The sequence below is a fragment of the Spirillospora sp. NPDC048819 genome, assembly GCF_040650055.1.
Lineage (GTDB): Bacteria > Actinomycetota > Actinomycetes > Streptosporangiales > Streptosporangiaceae > Spirillospora.
Genome location: NZ_JBEZGN010000040.1, coordinates 25,312 through 47,790, shown reverse-complemented (window position 1 = coordinate 47,790; position 22,479 = coordinate 25,312). Strand labels below are relative to the sequence as shown.

Sequence of the window (22,479 nt, the reverse complement as noted above, 5' to 3'; positions counted from 1 at the left end):
AAGCGGGACGGCAACAAGATCGCGTACGGAAACGGGCCGTGTCCCGGCCCGCCCGGAGGCGGGACGGCCGGTCGGCGGCATCCGATCACGTGTACGCCCATCGTCCCGCGAAGGTTCGCCGCGGGTGGGCGGTTTCCCGGATCTTTGGCGGCCCATCTTGACCCCGTGAACGGAGCCGGCCGGGCGGCGCGGGGTCCCACTCCGGGACGCGTCATAGGAAAGAAGGCTCAATCGGGTGAAAAAGAAAAGGTGCTGAAGAAAGGTCCTGGATTGGTCCGTTCTTTAGGGTGAAGCCGCGTGTTCTTTGGGGCGTTCTCGCAGGTGGGCGACCTGGCCCTGATCTTCTATTCAAGATTATGGAGGGGGTGGTTAAAAGCGGGGATCCGCGCCGGGACGCGCTGCGATGCTGGGTCGTGGCCGCCCGCGACGGCCCTGCAAAGTCACCTCCCAGGTGAGTTCTTGTCTGTGAAGGGGCGCGCGATGAGAGCCCAGGGGCTGAGTCCCTCCGTCGACTCCGGCGCGGCCCCGGCCGATCTCGCGACGGGCGAGGCGGTGGCCGTCCTCGCCCCGGTCGCCCCGCGCCGCCGCGGCGCGGCGGGGGTGCGGATCCCGGCCGTCCTGTACCCGGTGTTCCTCGCCGTGCTCGACGGCTGGGTGATGGCCGTCGCCGTCGCCGCGCTGCGGACCGAACCGGGCGGCGTCCTGCCCGGTGCCGCGGCGGTGGCCGTGGTCGCGTGCAACACGTCGGGCGGGCTGTACCGGACGCGCCGCAACCCCTCGCTGCTCGCCGACGCGCCGAGGCTTCTCGCCCGGACGATGGTCGTCGGGGCACTCGCGGTGATGCTGCAGCCCGGGCCGCTGCACGGCGCGGCGGCCGCGTGGCTGTGGGTCACGGTGGCGGCCGGGACGGCGTCACTCGTCGTCCGCGTGTTCGTGAACGCGGCGATCAGGACGTACCGCCGCCGCTCCCGGCCGCGTCCGGCGCTGGTCGTCGGGACGGGCGGGACGGCCGGGAACATCGTCGGCATCCTGCGGGAGCGGGCGGAGTTCGGGCTCGCCGCGGTCGGGCTGGTGGCCGGCGGCGACGCGGCCGGCCGCCCGGCTGCGACACCCGTCCTCGGGGAGACCTCCGACCTGCCGGCGCTCGTCGAGGAGCACGGCGTCCACACGCTGATCGTGGTCGCCGAGGACGTCGGCCCCGGCCATCTGGACACGGTGCTGCGGATCTCGTTCGGGCTTCCGTGCGAGACGCTGCTCGTCCAGCCGCCGTCGGACGTCGTCCCGGTGGCGGCGACGAGGCGGGAGTACCTGGCCGGGCTGCCATGCGCGCGGGTCGACTGGCGGCTGCGGGAGCCGGCGGCGCGGTACGCCAAACGGCTGCTCGACCTCGTCGCGGGCTCCCTGATCCTGTTTCTGCTGTTGCCGGTGCTGGCGCTGTGCGCGGCGGCGGTGCGGGCGGAGGGCGGGCCGGGCGTGTTGTTCCGGCAGCGGCGGATCGGTCTCGGCGGCGAGGAGTTCGTCCTGCTGAAGTTCCGGACGCTGAAGCCCGCGGACGAGCAGGAGTCCGACACCCGCTGGACGGTCAAGGACGACGAGCGCATGGGCCGCGTCGGACGGTTCCTGAGGGCGACCTCACTGGACGAGCTTCCGCAGCTGTGGAACGTCGTCCGCGGCGACATGAGCCTCGTCGGCCCTCGCCCGGAGCGCCCCCATTTCGTCGAGCAGTTCTCCCGCACCTGCCCCGGGTACATGCTGCGGCACCGGGTCCCTGTCGGGATGACGGGCTGGGCGCAGATCCACGGTTTCCGGGGCGACACGTCCATCGAGCTGCGCGCCAGGCTCGACAACCACTACATCGACCACTGGTCGTTCGCCGGCGACCTGAAGATCCTGCTGCTGACCGTCCGGGCGATGCTGTGCAGGGACACCGGATGACCGCTGACACACCCCCCTTCCCGCGGCCCGCGGCGGCCGGGGCCGCGAAGGCGGCCAGGGCGGCCCTCGGGCGGCCGAGCTGGCTGGTCGCCGCGGCCGTTGTGAGCATCGCGATCCCGCCCGGCTCGGAGGCGTTCGGTCCCGGCGTGCAGGTCACCGCGGGGGACCTCGCCAGCGCCGCGCTGGTCCTGGTCGCGGCGTTCCTGCTGGTCACCGGGCGAGCCGAGATGCCGCGTGCGGCGCTGCCCGCGTTCGGGCCGCTGGTGGCGGGGCTCGGGATCAGCACGGTGTGCTCGACCGACATCGGGTCCAGCTTGCCCGGGTTCGTCCGGGACGCCCAGATCTTCGTGCTGGTGCCTCTGGCCGTCGTCCTGCTCGTCAGGGACCGCCGCGACCTCGCGATCGTGTGCTCGTCGGTGGTGGCGCTCGGGCTCGTCGAGGCCGTGTACGGGATCTGGCAGTCGGTCACCGGGAACGGCGCGTCCATGGGCGGGGAGAACATCCGCGCGGTCGGCACGTTCGGCGCGCTCGACGTGATGGCCATGTCCATCGTGGTCGGGATCGCGTTCCTCGTCCTGACCGCGTTCGCGTTGTCGGCGCCCGGACGCGGGCTCGCCGCCGTCCCGTCCGCGCTCGCCGGGCTCTGCGTGCTGGCCGTCGCGCTGGCGCTCGCGCTCAGCCGCGGGACGTGGCTCGCACTCGGCGCCGCCGCCGTCCTCACCCTGGTGATCTTCAACCGGTGGACGGCGGTGAAGGTGCTGACCTGCTGCTCCGCACTGCTGCTGCTGACGCTCGCCGGCGCGGGCGGCGGGGCGCAGGCCGTCGTCGAGCGCTCCAAGTCGATGGCCGCCTCGATCAGCCACCCCGACCAGTCGGTGGAGGACCGGTACAACCTGTGGGCCGCGGCCGTCCGGATCTGGCAGGACCACCCCGTCACCGGCGTCGGCGTGAAGAACTTCCCCGCCTACCGCGACGCCTACGCCGGGATCGGACTGTCGTCGGGCAGCGAGACCGCCGACCCCGTCAACGGGTATGTGCGGCAGCCGCTGCTGTCGCCGCACAACGAGTACCTGCTGTTCCTGTCCGAGCAGGGCGTCGTGGGGTTCGCCGGGTTCGCCGCCCTGATCGCCGTGATCCTGGCCGGGCTGTGGAAGCGCCGCCGCGTCCGCGATCCGTTCTGGCTCGCGAGCGTCGCGCTGATGGCGTTCCTCCTCGTCAACTTCCTGTACGCCGACCTGGGCGGGCCGACCTGCGCGCTCATCGCCGTCGTTCTCGGGATCGTGGCGTGCCGGGCCTTCTCGGACGACCTGTCCGGGGACGCCGTGCCCGGGGACGCTGTGCCCGGGGACGCCGTGCCCGGAGGCGCTGTGCCCGCAGGCGCCGTGCCTGGGGACGCCGTGTCCGGAGGCGCCGTGTTGGGGGAGGCGCGGACATGACCTCGGTGGGACGTGCCGCCGTGCTGTCGGGCGTGCTGATCGGCGCCGGCACCGGGCTCGGGTTCGTCCGCGACCTCGTGATGGCGCACCTGTTCGGCGCGAGCGCCGGCACCGACGCGTTCCTCGTCGCGTGGACGATCCCCGAGACCGTCTCGCCGCTCCTCATCGAGGACGCCATGGCGCTGCTGATGGTCCCGGTCGTCACGCGCCTGCTCGCGCGCGGGGACGGTCCGCGCGCGCTCGTCGGGACGGCCCTGCCCCGCATGGTCCTCGGACTGTCCGCGGGCACGCTCACCCTCGTGGCCGCCGCGCCCCTCGTGGTGGACGTCCTCGCCCCCGGCCTCACCGAGCGCGGCCCCGCCGTCCAGTGCGTCCGGCTGACAGCGGTCACCCTCGTGACGTTCGGCGTCGCGGGGTTCATGAGCGCGACGCTGCGCGCGCACCACAGGTTCGGGCCGCCCGCCGCGATCTACCTCGCCTACAACGCGGGGATCCTCGCGCTGATCGCGGGCTTCTCCGGGGTCGTCGGCATCACCAGCGCCGCGATCGGCGTCGCCTGCGGCAGCGTCCTGATGGTCGCCGTCCAGGCCCCCGCCTTCGTCCGCTGCCTCCGGGAGTCGCCGGCCGCGCCCGCCTCGCCCGTCCGGGACGTCGATCTGCGGCTCGGGCTCGCGGCCGTCGCGCCCATCGTCGTCTACACCGTGACCCGGCAGGCGCAGGTGTTCGTCGAGCGCTACTTCGGGTCCGAACTCGCCGCCGGGTCGATCTCGCACCTCAACTACGCGCAGAAGGTCGCGCAGGTGCCGATGGTCCTGTCGCTGCTGATCGTGACGGTGACGTTCCCGAGGCTCGCCCGCGCGTCGGCGGACGGGGACACCGGGCAGGTCGCCCGCCGCATCCGGCAGGACCTCGCCGTCGCCAGCGCGATGGTGCTGGCCGCGACCGCGTTCCTCGTCGCGTTCGCGCCCGCCGTCATCAAGGTGCTGTTCGAGCACGGCGAGTTCACGTCCGCCGACACGCAGAGCACCGCGTCCATCCTGCGGGTCTACGCGCTCGGGCTGTGGGGGCAGTCGGCGGTCGGCCTGGCCGCCCGCGCGTTCTTCGCGCAGAAGCGGCCGACGTGGCGTCCCGCCGGCGTCCTCGCCGTGGGCCTCGCCGTCACCGCCGCGATCGGCGGCGCGTTCGCCGCGTCCGCCGGGACGCTCGCGCTGGCCGCCGCGAACGCCGCCGGGATCACGCTCGCCGCCGTCCTACTGCTGAGGGGACTGCGGCCGGGCGTCGCGCCGGTCGCGCTGCGCCGGATCGCCGCGGACGTCGCCCGGCTCGTGCTCACCGCGGCCGGCGCCTGCGCCGCCGGCCTGCTCACGGCCGGCGCGCTCGGCGCCGGGACGCCCGCGATCGTCCAGCTCGCCGCTGGCGGCGCCGTCACCGCCGCGGCCTTCGCCGTCCTGACCGTCCTGGCGGGACCCGGCCTCGTCGCTTCATGGATCGCCGTGGGGCCGCTCGGCGCGCTCGGCGCGTCCGGACGCCGCGGCCGTACCGAATCGGGGGAGATCAGTGAACCAGCCGACCGAACCGACACACCTGACCGAACCGGCCCACCCGGCGAAGGCGGAGGCGGAGGAGGAGATCCGGCCGGCGCCGCTGGTGCTGATGTACCACTCGGTCGACCACTTCCATGAGGACCCGCACCTGGTGACGGTGTCGCCGGCGCGGTTCGAGCGCCAGATGACATGGCTGCGGGCGCAGGGGCTGCGCGGCGCCGGCATGTCCGAGCTGCTGGACGCGCACGCCGCCGGCCGCGCGGAGAACCTGATCGGGCTGACGTTCGACGACGGCTACGCCGACTTCGCGACCAGGGCCGTCCCCGTGCTGCTGCGGTACGGGTTCGGCGCGACGGCGTTCATCGTGTCCGGGCGGATCGGCACCCACAACACGTGGGACGACGGCCCGCGCAAACCCCTCATGACCGCCGAGCAGATCAAGTCCGTCGCGGACGCCGGCATCGAGATCGGCTCGCACGGCAGGCACCACGTATCGCTGCCCGAGACGGACGACACCGAGCTGCGCGAGGAGCTGGAGGAAAGCCGCGCCGGACTGGAGGAGCTCGTCGAAGGCCCGGTCACCGGCTTCGCCTACCCGTACGGGCACGCCGCGGCCCGCGAGGTCGAGGCGGTCCGCGCCGCGGGCTACGACTACGCGTGCCACATCAAGCCCGGCGAGCCGGGACGGCACGCGCTGCCCCGCGCCTACATCGGCGACCGGGACGGGCCGCTGCGGATGCGCGCCAAACTCCTCCGCCACGAACTGCTCCCCCACGGAGCCTTCCCCCACGGGCTGCGGCGCCGGAGCCGCGTGTGACCCGAGTCCTGCACGTCATCACCGGGCTGGAGCACGGCGGCGCGGAACGCCAGCTCGCCCTCCTGCTGCGCCACCTGCCCGTGTCCTGCGAGGTCGCGACGCTCACCCGGACGGGAACGCTGGGCGCGCAGATCAGGTGCGCGGGCGTCCCCGTCCACGAGATCGGCATGCGCGGCAACCGGGACGTCGCGGCGCTGCCCCGCCTCGCGCGGCTGATCCGGCGCGGACGGTACGACGTCGTCCACACCCACCTGTACCGCGCGTGCGTCTACGGCCGCATCGCCGCCCGCATGGCCGGGACGCCCCGCGTCATCGCCACCGAGCACTCACTGGGCGACGGCCACATCGAGGGCCGCGCCACGACGAGCGGCGTCCGGGCGCTGTACCGGGCGACCGAGCGGCTCGGGTCGGCGACCGTCGCGGTGTCGCCGACCGTCGCGGCCCGCCTGCGCGGCTGGGGCGTCCGGCCCGGCCGGATCGTCGTGATCCCGAACGGCGTCGACGCCGCCGCGTTCGCGTTCGACGCCGCGCGCCGCGCCTCGACGCGCCGCCGCCTCGGCATCCTCCCGGACGAGCCGATCGTCGGCGCCGTCGGGCGGCTCGTCCCCACCAAACGGTTCGACCTGCTGATCGAGGCGATCGCGCCGCTGGACGGCGTCCGGCTGCTGCTGGTCGGGGCCGGACCGGAGCGGGGCCACCTCGAACGGCTGACCCGCGACCTCGGCGCCGCCGGACGGGTGATCTTCGCCGGGGGGACGTCGGACGTCGCGGGCGCCCTGGCGGCGATGGACGTCCTCGCCGCGCCGTCCGTCCAGGAGGCGTTCGGCCTCGGCGTGCTGGAGGCGCTGGCCGCCGGACTCCCCGTCCTCTACACGACCTGCCCGGCCATCGACGACCGCCCGCCCGGCGAGGCGCCGCACGCCCTGCGGCTGCCCACCGACGCGCGGGCCTGGAGCACCGAACTCGGACGCTTCGCGCGCGGAACGCGGGAGCGGACGCCGGTGCCGCCGGTCGTCGGCCGCTACGCCATCGCCGAGCAGGCCGCCAAACTCGCCCAGCTCTACGAAGACGATCTTTCCGAGCCGTCCCTCTGCGGGGTCATTCCGACACGAGAAAGGGCTCATGATGCCGCAACGTGAAGCCGACCGGAGACCGAGAACGAAGCAGGTCCGGCCGCCCGGCGTGCGCGTGCGCCGGCGGCGGCGCGGGGTGCGCGGGGCGGTGGCCGCGGCCGCCGGGCGGGTGCGCGGTCCGCTCGCCGCGCTGCTCAGACGGTTCGGGCTGTCCATCGCGTTCGTCCTGGCCGGGTTCCTCGGCGGCCTCGGGTACGCGCTGTTCGCGCCCACCACCTACACCGCGGCCGCGTTCGTGCTGGTCGTCGAGGAAGGGGAGGCCGGGCAGGCGGGGCCCGCGGCGGTGAGCTTCGCCCAGGCGTACGGGCGGCTCGCCCCGCTGCCGGAGACCCTCGACTACTCCACGCTCCCGCTGCCGAAGGCCGCGCCGGGCTCCACCCGCGAGCACGTCCAGGCGTCGACGTCGCCGGACACGCCGCTGATCAGGCTGGCCGGCGTCGGGCGGACCCCGCACGACGCGGCGGCGTTCGCCAACGCCGCCGCCGACGCGCTCGTCCGGTACGGGACGGCGCACCGCGGCGACACCGGGGTCCGCGTCGCGCTGATGACGCTCGCGGCGCCGCCGGCCACGCCGTCGTCGCCGAACCTGCCGCTGGGCGTCGCCGTCGGCACCGCGTCCGGCGTCCTGCTCGCCGGGCTCGCCGCCGCCGTCATCAGCGGCCGCCGCGGCCGGGTCGACGCCGGCCGCCGCCGCCCGGACACCGCCGCCGCGGGCCCGATCCCGAACGCCGCCGAGCCGAGGCGCGCCGAACGCGCGGGGGTGGGGACATGAGCCTGTCCGGCCTCGCGCGCGGGGACGTCGCGCCGCTCGCCGCCGCCCCGTCCGCCGTCGACTGGTCGGTGGAGGTGCACCGGGACGAGCAGGCGCTCGTCGCGCTCGCCGGCGAACTGCGCGACCTGTACGACCGCAGCCCGGCCGCGACGCCCTTCCAGACGTACGAGTGGCTCAAGGCGTGGTGGGGCTGGTACGGGACGGGCGGCAGGCTCCGCCTCGTCCTGGTCCGGTGCCGCGGCCGGCTCGTCGCGGCGGCCCCGCTGATGGCGGGGGTGCGGCACGGGTTCCCCGTGCTGGTCCCGCTGGCGGTGGAGCAGAGCGACTTCACCGACTTCCTGCTCGACCCCGTGTACGCCGACGGCGCCGTCCGGCACCTCACCCGGGCCCTGCTGGACGAGCACGGATGGTGCGCGCTCGACCTCCGCGAGGTCCGTCCCGGCTCGGCGGCGCACCAGGTGGCCCGGCACTGGCCGCGCCGGACGTGGCGGATGCCGTCGTCGGTGTGCCTGGAGCTGCCCGCCGCCGGGATCGACGACGTCCTCGGGCGGCTGCCGCGCCGCACCGCGGGGAAGATGCGCGCGAAACTCCGCAAGATCGACGTCCGCGGCATCACGGTGGAGTCCGTCCCGGCGGAGGGCGCCTCGGACGCCGTCCACGCCCTGCTGGAACTGCACGTCCGGCAGTGGCAGGGCCGCCCCATCAACCCCGAGCACACCCGCGAACGGTTCCGGCGGCATCTGGCCGAGGCCGCGGCCGGGATGGTCCGCGACGGGCGCGCGGCCGTCCTGCAGTACCGGTGGGACGAGCGGCTCGTCGCCAGCGACCTCGTCCTCATCGGCCACCGGCACGTCGGCGCCTACCTGTACGGGGCCATCCCCGACCTGCGCGGCTGCGTGGACGTCTCGCTGATGCTGCTGCGCGAGGACCTCGCCATCGCCCGGGACCGCCACCGGCAGGGCGTCAGCCTGCTGCGCGGCGACGAGCCGTACAAGCTGAAGTGGCGGCCGACGCCCGTCCAGAACCAGCGGATCATCCTCGGGCGGACCGCCTCCGCCGCCGCGTTCGCCGGCCTGGCCCGGACCCGCGCGCACCTCGCGTCGCGGCGGCACCGATGGCGGGGAGGCCATGGCTGAGGCCCCGCCCAGGGTGGACGCCGCGTCCATGGGCGGGGACCTCACCCCGCTCCGGGTGCTGCACGTCAGCCAGCCGAACGCGGGCGGAGTCGCCGTCTACATCGGGCAGGCGGCCGGTGACCAGCGCAGACGCGGCTGGGAGGTGGCGGTCGCCTGCCCGCCGGGCGGTGACCTGCCCGCGCGGTGCGCGGCGGCGGGCGTGCCCTGGTTCAACTGGCCCGCCGGACGCGCCCCCGGCCCCCGGACGCTGCTGGAGTCGCTGAGGCTCCGCCGCCTGGTGCGCAGCTTCGCGCCCGACGTCGTCCACCTGCACTCGTCGAAGGCGGGGCTGGCGGGACGGCTGCTGCTCCGGCCGTGCGGCACCCCCACGATCTTCCAGCCGCACGGCTGGTCGTGGCTCGCCGCCACCGGCCGGCAGGGCGCCGTCAGCCGCCGCTGGGAGCGGATCGCGGCCCGCTGGAGCGACGCGCTGATCTGCGTCGGGATCGGCGAGCTGTGCGAGGGGATGCGCGCGGGCGTGCGCGGCCCGTACCGGCTCGTCCGCAACGGCGTGGACCGGCGTCGGTTCAGGCCCGCCGACGGCGCCGCCCGGCTGGCCGCGCGTACCCGGCTCGGCCTTCCGCCCGCGGTGCCCCTCGCCGTCTGCATCGGGCGCCTGACCCGGCAGAAAGGGCAGGACGTGCTGGTCGCGGCATGGCCTGGCGTGAGCGAGCGGTGCCCGTCGGCGCGCCTCGCCATCGTCGGGGATGGCGAGGACCTGGGCATGCTGAGCCGCGAACGCGTGGCGGGCGTCCTGTTCGTCCCGGCCGTGCAGGATCCCCGCGACTGGCTGTCGGCGTCGAACGTTGTCGTGCTGCCGTCCCGGTGGGAGGGGCTGCCGCTGACCGCGCTGGAGGCGCTCGCCACGGGACGGCCCCTCGTCGGGACGGACATTCCCGGCATCACCGAGGTCGTCCGTCCCGGGGTCGGCGCCCTCGTGCCGGTGGACGATCCCGCCGCGCTGGCCGAGGAGGTCGCGGCGCGGCTCCTATTCCCCCTGGTCGCGGACCAGGAGGGGCGGGAGGCGGCCGCCGCGTCCGCCGCCTACGACGTCTCCCGGACGGTGGCGCTGCTCGCCGCCGTCACCCGCGGCGTCGCCGGGCTCGGCGCCGCGCCCGAGGAGGCCCTGGTCGACGTGCGGGCCGTGGTCGGCGGCCTGCTCGGCGCCGGCCCGCCCGGCTTCGCCGGCATCGCCGGGGTGGATTTCTCTGGGGAAGGCGTCGTGGACGGCGTGCCGGGCGCCGGTGTCGCGGACGGGGTCGCGGACGGGGTCGTGGACGGTGTCGAGGTCGTCGGCGTCTCCGGTGTCCGCGGGGCCGGGGAAGGGGCCGTCACGCCGCCGAACAGGTCGCGGTAGAGGCCGGAGGAGCGCGGGTTGCGGCCGCACGCCCAGACGCCGTGCGGGCAGTAGTCCGTGATCGACTGGTACACGACGTCATGCGACATGATCCAGTCGTGCATTCCCTGGATATATTCCGGGTTGTCGGAGTTGTGGAACAGGCCCCATTCGGGGAACGAGATCGGCTTGCCGTGCGCGGCGGCGAATTCGGCCTGTGCGCGCAGCCCGTACGGCTCGTTGACGAATTCCTCGAACGACTCGCCCGCCGGCTGGTCGTAACTGTCGGACCCGATGATGTCGACGACGTCGTCGCCCGGATAGCACTCCGTCCAGGGAATCGCGTCCCGTCCCCGCGTCGGCGCGAAATCGAAACGGAAACGGGCGCCGGGCACGGCGCGCATCGTGGTGACGATCCGCCGCCAGTACGCCTTCCAGGAGGACGGATCGGGGGCGCAGCGGCCGCTGTAGGTCTCCCCGTTCATCTCCCAGCCGAGGACGATGACCGAGTCGCCGGCCCCGACGGAGACGAACCGGCGGGCGAGGGTCCGGTAGTGGCCGTCGAACGCGCCCGCCGCGCCGCCCCGCAGCAGCGAGTCCAGCACCGGCACCGGCAGCCCGGCCTCGTTCGGGGCCATCATCGGCACGTTGACCACCAGCATCCGGCGCGGGTCGGCCGCCTTCCACCGCGCCCACGCCGCCAGCATCCGCCGCGGGCCCTCGATCTCGTTCCAGTCGTCGCCCGGCAGGTAGGTGCGCCCGACCGTCACCGTGGAGCCGAGCCACCGCTGGAAGCGCCCGACCCGGGCGACGCCCTCGGCACCGGAACCCAGAAACGCCCCCAAGGGAACATATTTCTGCGATTCCTGCACCGCCAGGTGCTGCGGCCATGTCGCCAATGTCGACACGGTGAGCGCGAGCAGCATGGCGGACACCGTCAGAACAGGAGGGAGCGGACAGAACGGAATCAGCGTTTTTCGCCGGCGGCCGGATGATCGCCCGGCTGAATGGATATCGGCAGCTCGCATGCGTATCGTATTCCCCGGGTGTCCGCTACCGAACAAATATTCCGGGCGGATGGCCCCAAAATTTACAATCCGCTGGAATGGGTCCGCTGAACGCCATGTTCGTCGATACGCAGGTCCCGTCGAGGACCCGCCTGGATCCCGGTCTTCCCGTCCTGCTGCTGCGCACCGACCGCAACGTCTTCCATCACGGGACGCTCGGCGCGATCAGAAGCCTCGGACGCGCCGGGGTAGAGGTGCACGCCATCCTGGAGGGGCGCGGCAACCCCGCGTCCCGCTCCCGCTACCTGTCCCGCGGGCATCCGTGGGCGCCGCCCGCCGAGCGGCCGTCCGCGCTGCTGAGCCATCTGCGGGTGATCGGTGAGCGGGTCGGCGGGCCGGCGCTGCTCGTCCCGCTGGACGACGCCGGAGCGATCTTCGTCGCCGAGCACGCGGACGCGCTGACGCCCCACTTCGTCTTCCCGCGCCAGGACCCGGACGTCCCCCGGCGCGTCGCCGACAAGGCGCTTCTGCTGGAGGCGTGCGCCCGGTACGGCATCGCCTGCCCGCCGTGCCGGACGCCCTCGTCCGCCCACGAGGTGGACGAGGCCGCCGGCGCGCTGGGCCTCCCGCTGATCGCCAAGTGGGCGCGGCCGTGGCGGCTCGGCCCGGGCATGCGGAGCACCACGGTGGTCAACACCCTCGGTGAGGCGCACCGGCTGTTCGCCGCCACCCGCGACCGCGACCCGGACGGCGACGCGGGCCCCCTCATCCTGCAGCGGCGCATCCCGACGGCCGACGGCGACTGGTTCTTCCAGGGCTACTTCGACGAGAGCCTCCGCTGCCTGTTCGGGGCGACCGGCCGCAAGCACCTCGCGCATCCGCCGCAGGCCGGGCACACGGTCGCGGGGGAGTGGGTCGCCAACCCCGAACTCCACAGGCTCGCCGTCCGCATCGTCCGGCTGCTGGGCTGCCGCGGCCTCGTCGACCTCGACTTCAGGCACGACGCGGACGACGACGTCTACCACCTGCTGGACTTCAACCCCCGGATCGGCGCGCAGTTCCGGCTGTTCGCCGACCAGGACGGCCTCGACCTCGCCCGCGTCCTGCACCTGCACCAGTCGGGCCGCCGCGTCCCCGACGCGCGTCCCGCGTTCGGCCGCAACCTGCTGGTGGAGAACCACTACCTCCAGGGGTCCGCCGGCCGGGGAACGCGCGCGGGAACTCCCCGTCCGCCGCGCGCGGCACTGCGCCCGCTGCGCGAGACGCTCCGCCCGCTCCGCGAGGCCGACGAGTTCGCCTGGTACGCCGGCGACGACCTGCCGCCGTTCCTCGCGATGGGACGGCAGAGCGTGATCCGCGCGGTCGAGCGGTTCCGCACCAGGTAACACCACACTCACACGGGGGTACGAACCATGAGCGACTCGGCCAGCGACGTCGTCATCGCCGGCGCCGGGCCCTACGGCCTGTCGACGGCCGCCCACCTGCAGAACCTCGGGCTCAACGTCAGGATCATCGGCGAACCGATGCGGTTCTGGGCCGAGAACATGCCGGAGGGCATGTTCCTGAAGTCCGAGCCGTTCGCCTCCAGCCTGGGGGCGCCGATCAGGGGCATGTCCTTCACCGACCGCCATCCGGACTGGCGGGTGGGGCAGCCGATCCCGCTGGAGACGTTCGTGACCTACGGGCGCTGGTTCGCCTCCGTCGCGATCCCCGGCACCGAGGACGCGCAGGTCGTGACCGTCGACCGGGGCGGCCCCGGCGGGTACCTCGTCACGCTGTCCACGGGCGAGACGATCGCGGCGCGCACGGTCGTCGTCGCCGTCGGCGTCGGGCCGTTCGCCCACATCCCGGACGGGCTGGCGGGCCTGCCGTCCTGGCTCGTCTCGCACAGCAGCGCCCACCGCGACCTCGGCCTGTTCGCCGGCAAGGAGGTCGCCGTGGTCGGCGCCGGGCAGTCCGCGCTGGAGACCGCGGTGCTGCTGGCCGACGCGGGCGCGTCCCCGCACGTCCTCGCCCGCGCCCGCGAACTCGACTGGAACACGGTCCCCGAGGCGCGGCGGTCCCTGTGGTCGAAGGCGCGCGGCGGCCCGCGGTCCGGGCTCGGCACCGGCTACCGGACGTGGCTGTGGGCGGAACGTCCCGGGCTCGTCCGCCACCTGCCGGAGCAGACGCGGCGGCGGATCGTCCGCGAGACGCTCCCGCCCGCAGGCGCGTGGTGGCTGCGCGACCGGCTGGACGATCGCGTCCGCGTCTCGACGGGCCGGCACATCGGCAAGGTGGCCGAGCTGGAGGACGGCGTCGCCCTCACCACCACCGACCGCACCGGCCGCCGCCTGGTGACGGAGGTGGAGCACGTCATCGCCGCGACCGGGTTCGTCCCGGACGTGGGGCGGCTCACGATGCTCTCGCCCGAACTGCGCGCCCGCGTCACCACGCGGCACGGGGCGCCGGTGCTCAGCCGGGACTTCGAGGCGTCCGCGCCGGGCCTGTACTTCGCGGGCCTCGCCGCGGCGCCCACCTTCGGCCCGGTCATGCGGTTCGTGCACGGTGCGGACTTCGCCGCGCGGCGGATCGCGCACCACATCATCCGGCGGACGCCCCGTGTGCGGCCGCCCGCCGGGCGCGTGGAGAACGTCCTGGAGCCGGACCTGCCCACGCGGTAAAGGATTTTCCTCCGGTCGGCGGCGCGCCCGTACGGGCGCCGCCGGCCCTTCCTCCGCACCGCCCCCGCCGGGGCGTCAGCGCCAGGGCGGGTGCGCCCGGCGGCGTGCGCGTTCGGCGCGGGCCTCGGCGATCGTCCATTCCCAGCGCGAGTACAGCGTCCAGGCACCGGTCAGGATCCGCTGCGAACGGGTGCTCTGAGCAGGCGGAACGCTGGGGACGACGATGAGGCGGACGCCGGTGCGGGTGACGGACCGGCGGCGGCGGCGGCGCGCCGGCCACAGCTGCGCGAGCGCGGGCGATTGGTCGGGCATCGGCATGCTCCTCGGCCGGGCGGCCGCCGTGACCGCCCGCTCACCGAATGTAGCGCACGGGATACCGTTCGCCATACTTCTCCCGAACTCCGCATGAACACCGGCTGAACACCGGCTGTACGGCCGCGCCCACCGGCCCGGCAGGACAAAACTTCAATACCCGACAAAGGGGTAATCGTGCGGCTGGAAAACCGTCCACGGTAAAACGGGGATTCATGCGCCGGTAAATGATCCGAAGACACGCCGGACGAGAAAACAATGGCTCCTTGATCACGTGTTCCGCGGTGCTACGTTCGTGCCCGACCGGCCAGTGACGAACGCAGATGCGAGGAGAGAACCGGCATTGCAGCCCACACCGATCCAGCGCGGGGCGATACGCCCCCAGGGTCGGCCGCGGCGTGCCCTCGTCCCGGTTCTCGTGCGCCTGATCGCCATCGCCGGATTCGCGTTCGCGGGCTGGCTCGCCCTCTCCGCGCTGAACCAATCAGCATCCGCGGCACAGCAGCCGGCACACCCGGGCAACGCATCCTGGACCGCCGTCCCCGAACCCCACGCCCCCGAGTCGAAGGGGCTCGACGCCTCTCTCGTACCGGAACGCGTGCGGGAGGTCGGGAATCGTCCGCTGCGGCAGGTGGGCTCGCCGGAGGGCGACCTCCGCGACGTGCGGGAGCGTGTGCGGGAGATCGGGGATCACCCCGTGCGGTTCCTCCAGGCGCGGCGCCACGAGGTGTTCGAGCGCAAGGACCGGACCGTCCGTCAGGTGAGGGAGCTGGCCGACGCGGCCGGTGTCCCGCGCGTGCGGCTGCCCCGCGTCCGCCCGGACGCGCCCATCGTGGAGGGTCTCGTCCACGACGTCGCCGGCTTGCGGCCCGTCATGGACGAGGGGCTGCCGTCCGGCGCGCAGGAAGAGCCGCCGGCGGCGGAGGACACGGCACAGGTCGATGACGGGGCCGCGTCCGGCGTGGGCACGGCGGCCGGGAGCGGTCATTCGTCGCCCATGCCCGAGGCCTTCGCGAAGGACCAGAAGCCGGGCCACTGCCAGGGCTGCCGAGGGGACGGGCACGTTCCCGGGCCCGCGCTGCCGTCGGCGCAGGACAACCCGCGCAGCGGGGGCAACGGCGGGCACCCGTTCTCGCCGGTCGCCGACCTTCACGGCGGCCGGTATCCGGCGGCGCCGCCCGCCGTGGAGCTCGGCACGTTCCGCCGCGCGGCGCTGACCGACGTGTCAGCCCCCGGCGGCCCGTCCGTCGTCCCGGACTAGGGACCCCCGGCCGGCCGCGATCGGCCCGCCCGTGACGGCCCGCGCGCGATGAGGCGCGCCGCCCGTCCCCGATCACCCGAGTGATCACTTCCCGCTGACCTTTTCTCCCATCGGCAACGGCCGCGCCCGGCCGCTGCGAGCTGCGCCCACCCGGACGGTGCCGCGCAGCGATCATCACCGATTCACCGAAATCGCCAAAAGGACAGGAGAAACACCAAATGCGTATGTGGGCAAGGAACACCGGCCGCGCCGCCCTGGTGGCCGCCGGAGCAGTCGCGGTCGGAGCCGCCTTCGGCTCCGGCGTCGTCGCGAACGCCGACACCACGTCCGGCAACTTCAGCGTGCTGGGCGGCAACCAGGTGGAGGCCCCGATCTCGATCCCGGTCGAGGCCAGCGGCAACGCCGTCGCCGCCCTCGGGGCGTCGCAGGCCCAGTCGAAGGGCGGCGCCACGGTCAAGGGCGACCGGCACGGCGGCGGCCACGGCGACAAGACCTCCGGCAACTTCTCGGTCGGAGGCGGCAACCAGGTCAAGGCGCCGATCAGCATTCCGGTGGACGTCTGCGGCAACGCCATCGCGATCATCGGGCTCAGCAAGGCCCAGTGCAAGGGCGGCGCCAGCGTCTCGTCCGGGAAGAAGGACCACCACCACGACGGGTGGCACCCGGGCTACCGCAGCGCCGGCGGCCACGGCGGCGGCCACGGCCACGGACACGGCCACGGGGACATGCAGACCTCCGGCAACTTCAGCATCCTGGGCGGCAACCAGGTGTACGTGCCGATCAGCATCCCGGTGAACGTGTGCGGCAACGCCGTCGCGGTGCTCGGGGCGTCGCGGGCCCAGTGCAAGGGCGGCGCGTTCGTCGAGCGCCGCGCCGGCGGTGACCCGAAGATGAAGACGTCGGGGAGCTTCAGCATCCTGGGCGGCAACCAGGTGTACGCGCCGATCAGCATCCCCGTGAACGTGTGCGGCAACGCCGTCGCGGTTCTGGGCCTGGCGCAGGCGCAGTGCAAGGGCGGCGCGTCGGTCGGGAAGGGGCACCACGAGCTGCCGCCCACCCTGCGGACGCCGCCGAAGAAGCACAAGGTCCACAAGCCGTCCAAGGACAGGCCCGCCGCCGGGAACGACAAGCTGCCGTCGACGATGCGCAAGAGCGGCTCCCGCATGGCGCAGCCGGCCGGCGGCTACCGGAGTGCGGCCGGTCTGCCCGCCGTGCAGGGATTCGTGAACTCGCTCAAGCGGCCCGCCCGGCTGCCGGTGCCGGCGGACGTCCGGCCCGGGCACATCGGCTCGAAGCTGCCGACGGGCGAGGGGCTGCCGACGGGCGAGGGGCTGCCGGTGAACCTCGGCTCCCCGGTTCTGAACTGAGGACAACGCATCGGCGCGGGTGACGATCCGCGGCCGATGAGCTGAGGCGAGGGGGCGGCAGACGTGCCGCCCCCTCTCCCTCGCCGGAACTTTCCGCCGCAGAGCCCAGATCGATGGAGGTGGACCATGCTCGATCGCAAGTCCCTCGCCGCCGCGGCGATGGCCGTGTGCTGCAGCCTGCCGGTCCTCGGCGTCCCGCAGACGCAGGCGGCCACGCGGGCGCGGGCGGGGACGGCGGCCGTTTCCGAACCGGCCGCCGTCCTGGCCCCCGCCGCCGTTCCCGCCGCCGCTCCCGCCCGGCCGAGGTACGGCGCGGTGATCGCGCACATCCGGATCCCGCGGATGGGCCTGAAGGCCAAGGTCAGAGAGGGAGTCGGCGGCTCGGTGCTGCGGCGTGCCGTCGGGCACTATCCGAGGACCGCCCTGCCGGGACACGAGGGCAACACGGTGCTGCTCGGCCACCGGACCACCCATCTCCGCCCGTTCAACCGACTCGACGAGATGCGGCGCGGCGACCGGATCGTCCTGCGGGTCGGCAGGACGTCCTATGTCTACAAGGCGCGGAGCATGCACGTCATCAAGCCGAGGAACCGGAGCGTCCTGGAGCCGGTCCCCTTCAAGCGGCGCAGCGCGCCCGACGGCGAGTACGTCACGCTGATCACCTGCACCCCGAAGGGATCGGACCGGCGCCGCCTCGTCGTCATCGGCACGCTCCACCACAAGAAGCGCGTCCGCTGACCCCGATCGTCATGGCCGGACGCAGAACGGCGCGTCGGCCGCCGCCGCTCAGCGTCCGCCGTAGAGGGCGATCAGCCCGGCATAGTCGCCCTTGGCGAGGGTGGCCGGGCCGTTGTCGCACGATCCGATGGACGGCGCCATCGTGAGCCCGGCGTGGGCGGCCCCCGGGACGTGGGCGAGGCCGAAGACATGTCCCGCCTCGTGCGTCGCGACCGCCTCCACCGAGTAGCTCCCGGGCCGGCACTTCCCGCCCGACCACCACTTCGTCCCCTGCTCCTGCAGGGCCATGTCGGTCTCGATGGTCGTCTTGCCCACGTACCAGATGCAGGTCGCCGCCAGGACGTTGTTCGCCGTGCCGCTCATGCGCAGCCAGCCGAACGTGTTGCTCTTGTCCCGGGTCCCGCACGTGGCCCTCCCGGTGATGTTCGGGGCGTTGCCCGTTCGTCCCGCGTAGTACTCGCCGATGTCCGGCGGCGGAGTGAACCGGCCGCCGCCGCAGTCGGTGCGGGCGTCGGCCATGTTGGAAACGCCCTTGTTGATGCCGGTCCCGGGCAGCCCGCGCGTCCCCGGGTAGTAGTGCCACTGGACCTTGGTGCCCCTCAGCCACGTGCTGGGCTGGAGGCGGTGCGCGCCGTCCGCGCAGGGGTTCACCGGCGCGCGGGATCCGCGCGGCCGGGCCTCGGGCACCCGTTCGCCGCGCCCGGTGATGATGACCTCGCCCGCGCGGTCGTCGACCTCGATGCGCAGGTCGGTGGCGCCGTTGGTCCGCAGCGAATGCGCGACCAGCGAGGTCCCATCGGTCGGGACGGTGGCGGCGAGCCCGTTCGCGCCGCGCACGGTGCGGCCGCGCAGGTCGCAGTCGGCGATCTTGATCCGCTGGGGCAGCGCGCGGGCGGACAGGATGCCGCCGGGCTTGCACCAGGCGGGGGAGTGCTCCGCCGCCAGGGCCGTCCCGGCCGCCGCCGTCATCGTGCTCGCGAGGGCGGCGGTCACCGCCGCCACCGCCGCCGTCCGGGACATGCGTGAGAATTCGTGCATAGCAGTTCTCCGATGTGTGGGAATGTCTTTTCGCAGTGTTGCGCGGTCCACGGAAAGGGAAACTGCCACTTTCTAAAATGATCACCATCAGGGGGCGTGTGCTGTCCGTAAATGAGATTCGCCGGGTATTTGCTGCCGAAAGATGCCGGAGCCTGCGTCCGGAGTCGAGGTAAGTCTTCGGTAAATCGTTTACCACAATTGTGTAAACGCGTTTATCGGCCGTCTATTCGGAAACCCAGCAAGTAATCCGGCAACTCGGGATCAACAGAACAAGGACGACCGGTACCGCCGGCGTCCGACCGGGATTCACCGCTACCGACTGGCGGGCACCACCGCCTCCCCCCGCCCCCCGCCGTCCGGCAGCGTTTCACGGAAGCGGAGGTGTTCAACGTGCAGGCGCAGACGCAGGTGCGGGAACTGATGGGCATGAGCGTGACCGACACCAACGGCACGAAGGTGGGCACGATCAAGCAGGTTTACCTGAACGACGACTCCGGGGCTCCGGAGTGGGTGACCGTGCACACCGGATGGTTCGGTATGCGGGAGAGCTTCGTCCCCCTGTCCGGGGCCCGCAAGGAACAGGACATGCTGCAGGTTCCGTACGACAAGGAGACCATCAAGGGCGCTCCGAACGTGGACGCGGACGAGCACCTCTCGCACGCCCAGATCGTGGACCTGTACCGGCATTACGGCGTACGTCCCCCGGGCGGCCGCCGCAAGGGCGAGACGGGCACCCAGCAGGAGACCGGCGCCGAGGGCAAGGCCGCCACAGGCACGACCGGCACCGAGGGTGCGGCCGGAACGCAGGGCGCCGCCGGCAAGGCCGCCGCCGGGATGGCCGTCCGCCCCGAGAAGGGCGGCAAGCGTGAACGGCAGGCCATGCCGCCGCAGTCGGCGCGCGAGGGCGCGGAGGCCCCGATGACCGAGATCACCCGGTCGGAGGAGCAGATGCGCATCGGCACCGAGCGGCAGGAGGCGGGTCGCGTCCGGGTGCACAAGTGGGTCGAGACCGAGATGGTCGAGCGCACGATCCCCGTCTCGCACGAGGAGATCAAGATCGACCGCGAGCCCATCACGGGCGGCCGGCCGAGCGCGGAGGTGTCGCTGTCCGAGGACGAGCAGGAGATCATCCTCTACGAGGAGCGCCCGGTCGTCTCCAAGGAGACCGTCCCGGTCGAGCGCATCCGGGTCCGCACCGAGCAGGTGCAGGACGAGCAGACGGTCCGCAGCGAACTCCGCAAGGAGCGCATCGAGGTCACGCGCGACGAGGAGAGCGGGACCGGGCGGGAGACCGGCCGCGGCGGCGGGCGCGGCGACCTGCCCAAGTAGCCTCTCGCCGCACCGGAGACGCACCGGAGACGCACCGGAGACGCACCGGCGCACGACGCGCCCGGCCGGTCGCTCACCCGCCGACCGGCCGGGCGCCCGGCCGCACGGACACCCGCTCACCGCGGCGTGCCGCCCTCATGGCTCCGCCCATGGGGGCGGCGCGCCGCGTCTCAAGGCGGGGAGTGACCGGGTGTGGCCACGGTGCCGGATGAGGCGGCTGCGCGGGCCGCGTGACGTCCGCGATCGTCTCCCGCGGCGGCCGGGCGGACGTGGCCGGAACGGGCGCCACCCGCGGACGACCAGCACCGACCGGGTTCCGGCCGGCCGTCCATAACCGCGGAGTTGATCAGCGTCAACCCCTTCTTTCACGTCTTGCACGAAGTAGTGGCGGATCAATAGTTAGGTTTCTTGACAGGTAAGCGGAGGCGGTAGAGGTTCCTGGGTGACGACGTCACCGGCGCAGGGGTCATGGCCGTCCGGGCGAGCCATGACCCCGGGCCCCGGCGCGCGGTCCGCCGGGCCGCGCGGCGTCCACGAAGAGACCCAGGAGGGACGACTTGCGACACCCCCACAGACGCGTCATCGGCTCCCGGATCGGACGGTCCCTGGTCGCGCTCGCGACCATCGCCGCCCTCCCGTCGGCCATCGCGGCGCAGCCCGCGCTGGCCGCCGCTCCCCAGGCACCCCCGGACAACGCCCCCTACCTGAACCAGCGGCTCCCCGTCTCCCAGCGGGTCGGCGACCTGCTCGACCGCATGACCCTGGAGGAGAAGGTCGGCCAGATGACGCAGGCCGAACGCGGCGCCATCGACGGGGACCGCGACCAGATCACGGAACTGGCGCTCGGCTCCGTCCTGTCGGGCGGCGGTTCGGTTCCCGCCGACAACACCCCCGAGGGGTGGGCGGACATGGTGGACGCCTACCAGTCCAAGGCGCTCGCCACCCGGCTGAAGATCCCGCTGCTGTACGGGATCGACTCCGTGCACGGCCACAACAACCTCGTCGGCGCGACCGTGTTCCCGCACAACATCGCGATGGGCGCGACCCGCGACCCCGGCCTGGTCCGCCGGCAGCAGGAGATCACGGCCAAGGAGACCAGGGCGACCGGGCCGCAATGGGTCTTCGGGCCGTGCATCTGCGTCGTCCGCGACATGCGCTGGGGCCGCGCCTACGAGAGCTACAGCGAGGACCCGAGGCTCGTCATCGAGATGGAGACCGGCATCGAGGGTCTCCAGGGCCGCCACAAGCGGGACCTGAAGAGCCCCAGGCACGTCCTGGCGACGGCCAAGCACTACGCCGGCGACGGCGACACGGTGTTCGGCTCGTCCACCACCGGCACCTACACCATCGACCAGGGCGTCACGGTCACCGACCGCCGGACGTTCGCGAAGATCGACCTGGCGCCGTACGTCGCGGCCGTGAGGAAGCACGACGTCGGCAGCATCATGCCGTCGTTCTCCAGCGTCGACTGGAAGGAGGACGGCGTCGGCAACCCGGTCAAGATGCACGCGCACAAGGAGCTGCTGACCGACGTCCTCAAGGAGAAGATCGGCTTCGACGGCTTCCTCATCAGCGACTGGGCGGCCATCCAGCAGATCCCCGGTGACTACGCCACCCAGGTCCGGACGTCCGTCAACGCCGGCGTCGACATGTTCATGGAGCCCTACAGCGCGCCGCAGTTCGTCGAGACGCTGCTCGCCGAGGTCCGCGCGGGACGCGTGAAGGAGTCGCGCATCGACGACGCCGTCAGCCGCATCCTGACGGCCAAGTTCGAACTCGGCCTGTTCGAGAACCCGTACACCGACCGCAGGTACGCGGGCACGATCGGCTCGCCGGAGCACCGCGCGGTCGCCCGCCGGGCCGTCGCCGAGTCGCAGGTCCTGCTGAAGAACTCCGGCCGCGCGCTGCCGCTGCGGCGCAACGAGGAGATCTACGTCGCGGGCGTCAACGCCGACGACATCGGCAACCAGGCCGGCGGCTGGACGGTCACGTGGCAGGGGCAGTCCGGCGACATCATCCCCGGCACGACGATCCTGGAGGGCATCGAGCAGAACTCCGGGAACGTCACCTACAGCGCTGACGCGTCCGCGCCGATGTCGGGCAGTGACGTCGGCATCGTCGTGGTCGGCGAGACGCCCTACGCCGAAGGTGTCGGCGACGTCGGCAACGGGCACACGCTGAACCTGTCCGACGCCGACAAGGCCAACATCGACAAGGTGTGCGGCGCGATCGAGACCTGCGTCGTCCTGGACGTCGCGGGCCGGCCGCAGATCGTCACCGACCGGCTGTCGAAGATGGACGCGTTCGTCATGTCCTGGCTGCCCGGCAGCGAGGGCGCGGGCGTCTCCGACGTGCTGTTCGGCGAGCGTCCGTTCACGGGCCGCCTCCCGGTGAGCTGGCCCCGCAGCGAGGACCAGGAACCCGTCAACATCGGCGACCGGAACTACGACCCGCTGTTCCCCTACGGCCACGGCCTGCGGACCCGGCGCGGTCACCACCACCACTGAGTCACGTCCACCCGACCGACGGGCCGGCCGCCCCCCACCCCGGGCGGCCGGCCCGCTCCTTCGCCGGATCGCGCGGATCACGGGATAGCGCGGATCACGGGATAGCGTG

At 73.3% G+C, this 22,479-nt stretch carries 17 protein-coding genes and 1 pseudogene; 15 read left to right on the top strand and 3 right to left on the bottom strand.

What is annotated here, in order from left to right:
- Positions 1-480: 480 nt before the first annotated feature.
- The 8 genes from AB0C35_RS37695 to AB0C35_RS37660 are packed head-to-tail and all read left to right on the top strand — an operon-like array spanning position 481 to position 10,169.
- A complete protein-coding gene (locus AB0C35_RS37695; protein ID WP_358466808.1) occupies positions 481-1,935 on the top strand; it encodes an exopolysaccharide biosynthesis polyprenyl glycosylphosphotransferase in 1,455 nt (484 codons plus the stop codon).
- A complete protein-coding gene (locus AB0C35_RS37690) occupies positions 1,932-3,371 on the top strand; it encodes an O-antigen ligase family protein (protein WP_358466806.1) in 1,440 nt (479 codons plus the stop codon). The genes AB0C35_RS37695 and AB0C35_RS37690 overlap by 4 nt, the downstream gene beginning before the upstream one ends.
- A complete protein-coding gene (locus AB0C35_RS37685) occupies positions 3,368-5,053 on the top strand; it encodes a lipid II flippase MurJ (protein ID WP_358466804.1) in 1,686 nt (561 codons plus the stop codon). Before AB0C35_RS37690 ends, AB0C35_RS37685 begins: the two co-directional genes overlap by 4 nt.
- Positions 5,025-5,732 carry a polysaccharide deacetylase family protein gene (locus AB0C35_RS37680; RefSeq protein WP_358466802.1) on the top strand — a complete coding sequence of 236 codons (708 nt, stop codon included), beginning with the start codon at positions 5,025-5,027 and terminating at the stop codon, positions 5,730-5,732. The genes AB0C35_RS37685 and AB0C35_RS37680 overlap by 29 nt, the downstream gene beginning before the upstream one ends.
- Complete coding sequence (locus AB0C35_RS37675) at positions 5,729-6,871, top strand: glycosyltransferase (protein ID WP_358466800.1); 1,143 nt, start codon at positions 5,729-5,731, stop codon at positions 6,869-6,871. Before AB0C35_RS37680 ends, AB0C35_RS37675 begins: the two co-directional genes overlap by 4 nt.
- Positions 6,858-7,637 carry a Wzz/FepE/Etk N-terminal domain-containing protein gene (locus AB0C35_RS37670; RefSeq protein WP_358466798.1) on the top strand — a complete coding sequence of 260 codons (780 nt, stop codon included), beginning with the start codon at positions 6,858-6,860 and terminating at the stop codon, positions 7,635-7,637. The genes AB0C35_RS37675 and AB0C35_RS37670 overlap by 14 nt, the downstream gene beginning before the upstream one ends.
- Positions 7,634-8,773, top strand: a complete 1,140-nt coding sequence (locus tag AB0C35_RS37665) for a GNAT family N-acetyltransferase (RefSeq protein ID WP_358466796.1) — start codon at positions 7,634-7,636, stop codon at positions 8,771-8,773. Before AB0C35_RS37670 ends, AB0C35_RS37665 begins: the two co-directional genes overlap by 4 nt.
- Positions 8,766-10,169 carry a glycosyltransferase gene (locus AB0C35_RS37660; protein ID WP_358466794.1) on the top strand — a complete coding sequence of 468 codons (1,404 nt, stop codon included), beginning with the start codon at positions 8,766-8,768 and terminating at the stop codon, positions 10,167-10,169. The genes AB0C35_RS37665 and AB0C35_RS37660 overlap by 8 nt, the downstream gene beginning before the upstream one ends.
- 233 nt (positions 10,170-10,402) lie before the next feature.
- On the opposite strand, the pseudogene AB0C35_RS37655 reads toward AB0C35_RS37660, so the two are convergent.
- Positions 10,403-10,633, bottom strand: a pseudogene (locus AB0C35_RS37655) (glycosyl hydrolase); the annotation flags it as partial.
- A gap of 620 nt (positions 10,634-11,253) precedes the next feature.
- Here AB0C35_RS37655 and AB0C35_RS37650 point away from each other — a divergent pair.
- On the top strand, positions 11,254-12,540 hold the full coding sequence (locus tag AB0C35_RS37650) for an ATP-grasp domain-containing protein (RefSeq protein ID WP_358466792.1): 1,287 nt from the start codon (positions 11,254-11,256) through the stop codon (positions 12,538-12,540).
- 27 nt (positions 12,541-12,567) lie between these two features.
- Positions 12,568-13,818 (top strand): NAD(P)-binding domain-containing protein, encoded by a 1,251-nt coding sequence (locus AB0C35_RS37645; protein ID WP_358466790.1) that lies wholly within the window; start codon positions 12,568-12,570, stop codon positions 13,816-13,818.
- 75 nt (positions 13,819-13,893) lie between these two features.
- On the opposite strand, the gene AB0C35_RS37640 is transcribed toward AB0C35_RS37645, so the two are convergent.
- Positions 13,894-14,130, bottom strand: a complete 237-nt coding sequence (locus tag AB0C35_RS37640) for a hypothetical protein (protein WP_358466788.1) — start codon at positions 14,128-14,130, stop codon at positions 13,894-13,896.
- A 343-nt stretch (positions 14,131-14,473) separates the two neighbouring features.
- Here AB0C35_RS37640 and AB0C35_RS37635 point away from each other — a divergent pair, with 343 nt between their 5' ends.
- The 3 genes from AB0C35_RS37635 (at position 14,474) to AB0C35_RS37625 (ending at position 17,496) form a co-directional block, all read left to right on the top strand.
- The gene (locus tag AB0C35_RS37635; RefSeq protein ID WP_358466786.1) at positions 14,474-15,391 is read left to right on the top strand and encodes a hypothetical protein; all 918 of its coding nucleotides are present in this window, start codon (positions 14,474-14,476) and stop codon (positions 15,389-15,391) included.
- Positions 15,392-15,609: 218 nt separating this feature from the next.
- The gene (locus AB0C35_RS37630) at positions 15,610-16,758 is read left to right on the top strand and encodes a chaplin family protein (RefSeq protein ID WP_358466784.1); all 1,149 of its coding nucleotides are present in this window, start codon (positions 15,610-15,612) and stop codon (positions 16,756-16,758) included.
- 126 nt (positions 16,759-16,884) lie between these two features.
- Positions 16,885-17,496 (top strand): class E sortase, encoded by a 612-nt coding sequence (locus AB0C35_RS37625; RefSeq protein WP_358466782.1) that lies wholly within the window; start codon positions 16,885-16,887, stop codon positions 17,494-17,496.
- A gap of 48 nt (positions 17,497-17,544) precedes the next feature.
- On the opposite strand, the gene AB0C35_RS37620 is transcribed toward AB0C35_RS37625, so the two are convergent.
- Positions 17,545-18,534 carry a matrixin family metalloprotease gene (locus AB0C35_RS37620; protein WP_358466780.1) on the bottom strand — a complete coding sequence of 330 codons (990 nt, stop codon included), beginning with the start codon at positions 18,532-18,534 and terminating at the stop codon, positions 17,545-17,547.
- 381 nt (positions 18,535-18,915) lie between these two features.
- Here AB0C35_RS37620 and AB0C35_RS37615 point away from each other — a divergent pair, with 381 nt between their 5' ends.
- Together AB0C35_RS37615 and AB0C35_RS37610 are read left to right on the top strand one after the other, a co-directional pair.
- Positions 18,916-19,863: a PRC and DUF2382 domain-containing protein gene (locus AB0C35_RS37615; protein WP_358466777.1), complete on the top strand. Its 948-nt coding sequence runs from the start codon at positions 18,916-18,918 to the stop codon at positions 19,861-19,863.
- 557 nt (positions 19,864-20,420) lie between these two features.
- Positions 20,421-22,370, top strand: coding sequence for a glycoside hydrolase family 3 protein (locus tag AB0C35_RS37610; protein WP_358466775.1), 1,950 nt, complete (start codon positions 20,421-20,423; stop codon positions 22,368-22,370).
- The last annotated feature ends 109 nt before the right edge of the window (positions 22,371-22,479 follow it).

Coding starts and splice junctions, on each gene's coding strand:
- AB0C35_RS37695 (WP_358466808.1), top strand. CDS start 481: ATGAGAGCCCAGGGGCTGAGTCCCTCCGTCGACTCCGGCGCGGCCCCG.
- AB0C35_RS37690 (WP_358466806.1), top strand. CDS start 1,932: ATGACCGCTGACACACCCCCCTTCCCGCGGCCCGCGGCGGCCGGGGCC.
- AB0C35_RS37685 (WP_358466804.1), top strand. CDS start 3,368: ATGACCTCGGTGGGACGTGCCGCCGTGCTGTCGGGCGTGCTGATCGGC.
- AB0C35_RS37680 (WP_358466802.1), top strand. CDS start 5,025: ATGTACCACTCGGTCGACCACTTCCATGAGGACCCGCACCTGGTGACG.
- AB0C35_RS37670 (WP_358466798.1), top strand. CDS start 6,858: ATGCCGCAACGTGAAGCCGACCGGAGACCGAGAACGAAGCAGGTCCGG.
- AB0C35_RS37665 (WP_358466796.1), top strand. CDS start 7,634: ATGAGCCTGTCCGGCCTCGCGCGCGGGGACGTCGCGCCGCTCGCCGCC.
- AB0C35_RS37660 (WP_358466794.1), top strand. CDS start 8,766: ATGGCTGAGGCCCCGCCCAGGGTGGACGCCGCGTCCATGGGCGGGGAC.
- AB0C35_RS37650 (WP_358466792.1), top strand. CDS start 11,254: ATGGGTCCGCTGAACGCCATGTTCGTCGATACGCAGGTCCCGTCGAGG.
- AB0C35_RS37645 (WP_358466790.1), top strand. CDS start 12,568: ATGAGCGACTCGGCCAGCGACGTCGTCATCGCCGGCGCCGGGCCCTAC.
- AB0C35_RS37640 (WP_358466788.1), bottom strand. CDS start 14,130: ATGCCCGACCAATCGCCCGCGCTCGCGCAGCTGTGGCCGGCGCGCCGC.
- AB0C35_RS37630 (WP_358466784.1), top strand. CDS start 15,610: ATGCGTATGTGGGCAAGGAACACCGGCCGCGCCGCCCTGGTGGCCGCC.
- AB0C35_RS37625 (WP_358466782.1), top strand. CDS start 16,885: ATGCTCGATCGCAAGTCCCTCGCCGCCGCGGCGATGGCCGTGTGCTGC.
- AB0C35_RS37620 (WP_358466780.1), bottom strand. CDS start 18,534: ATGCACGAATTCTCACGCATGTCCCGGACGGCGGCGGTGGCGGCGGTG.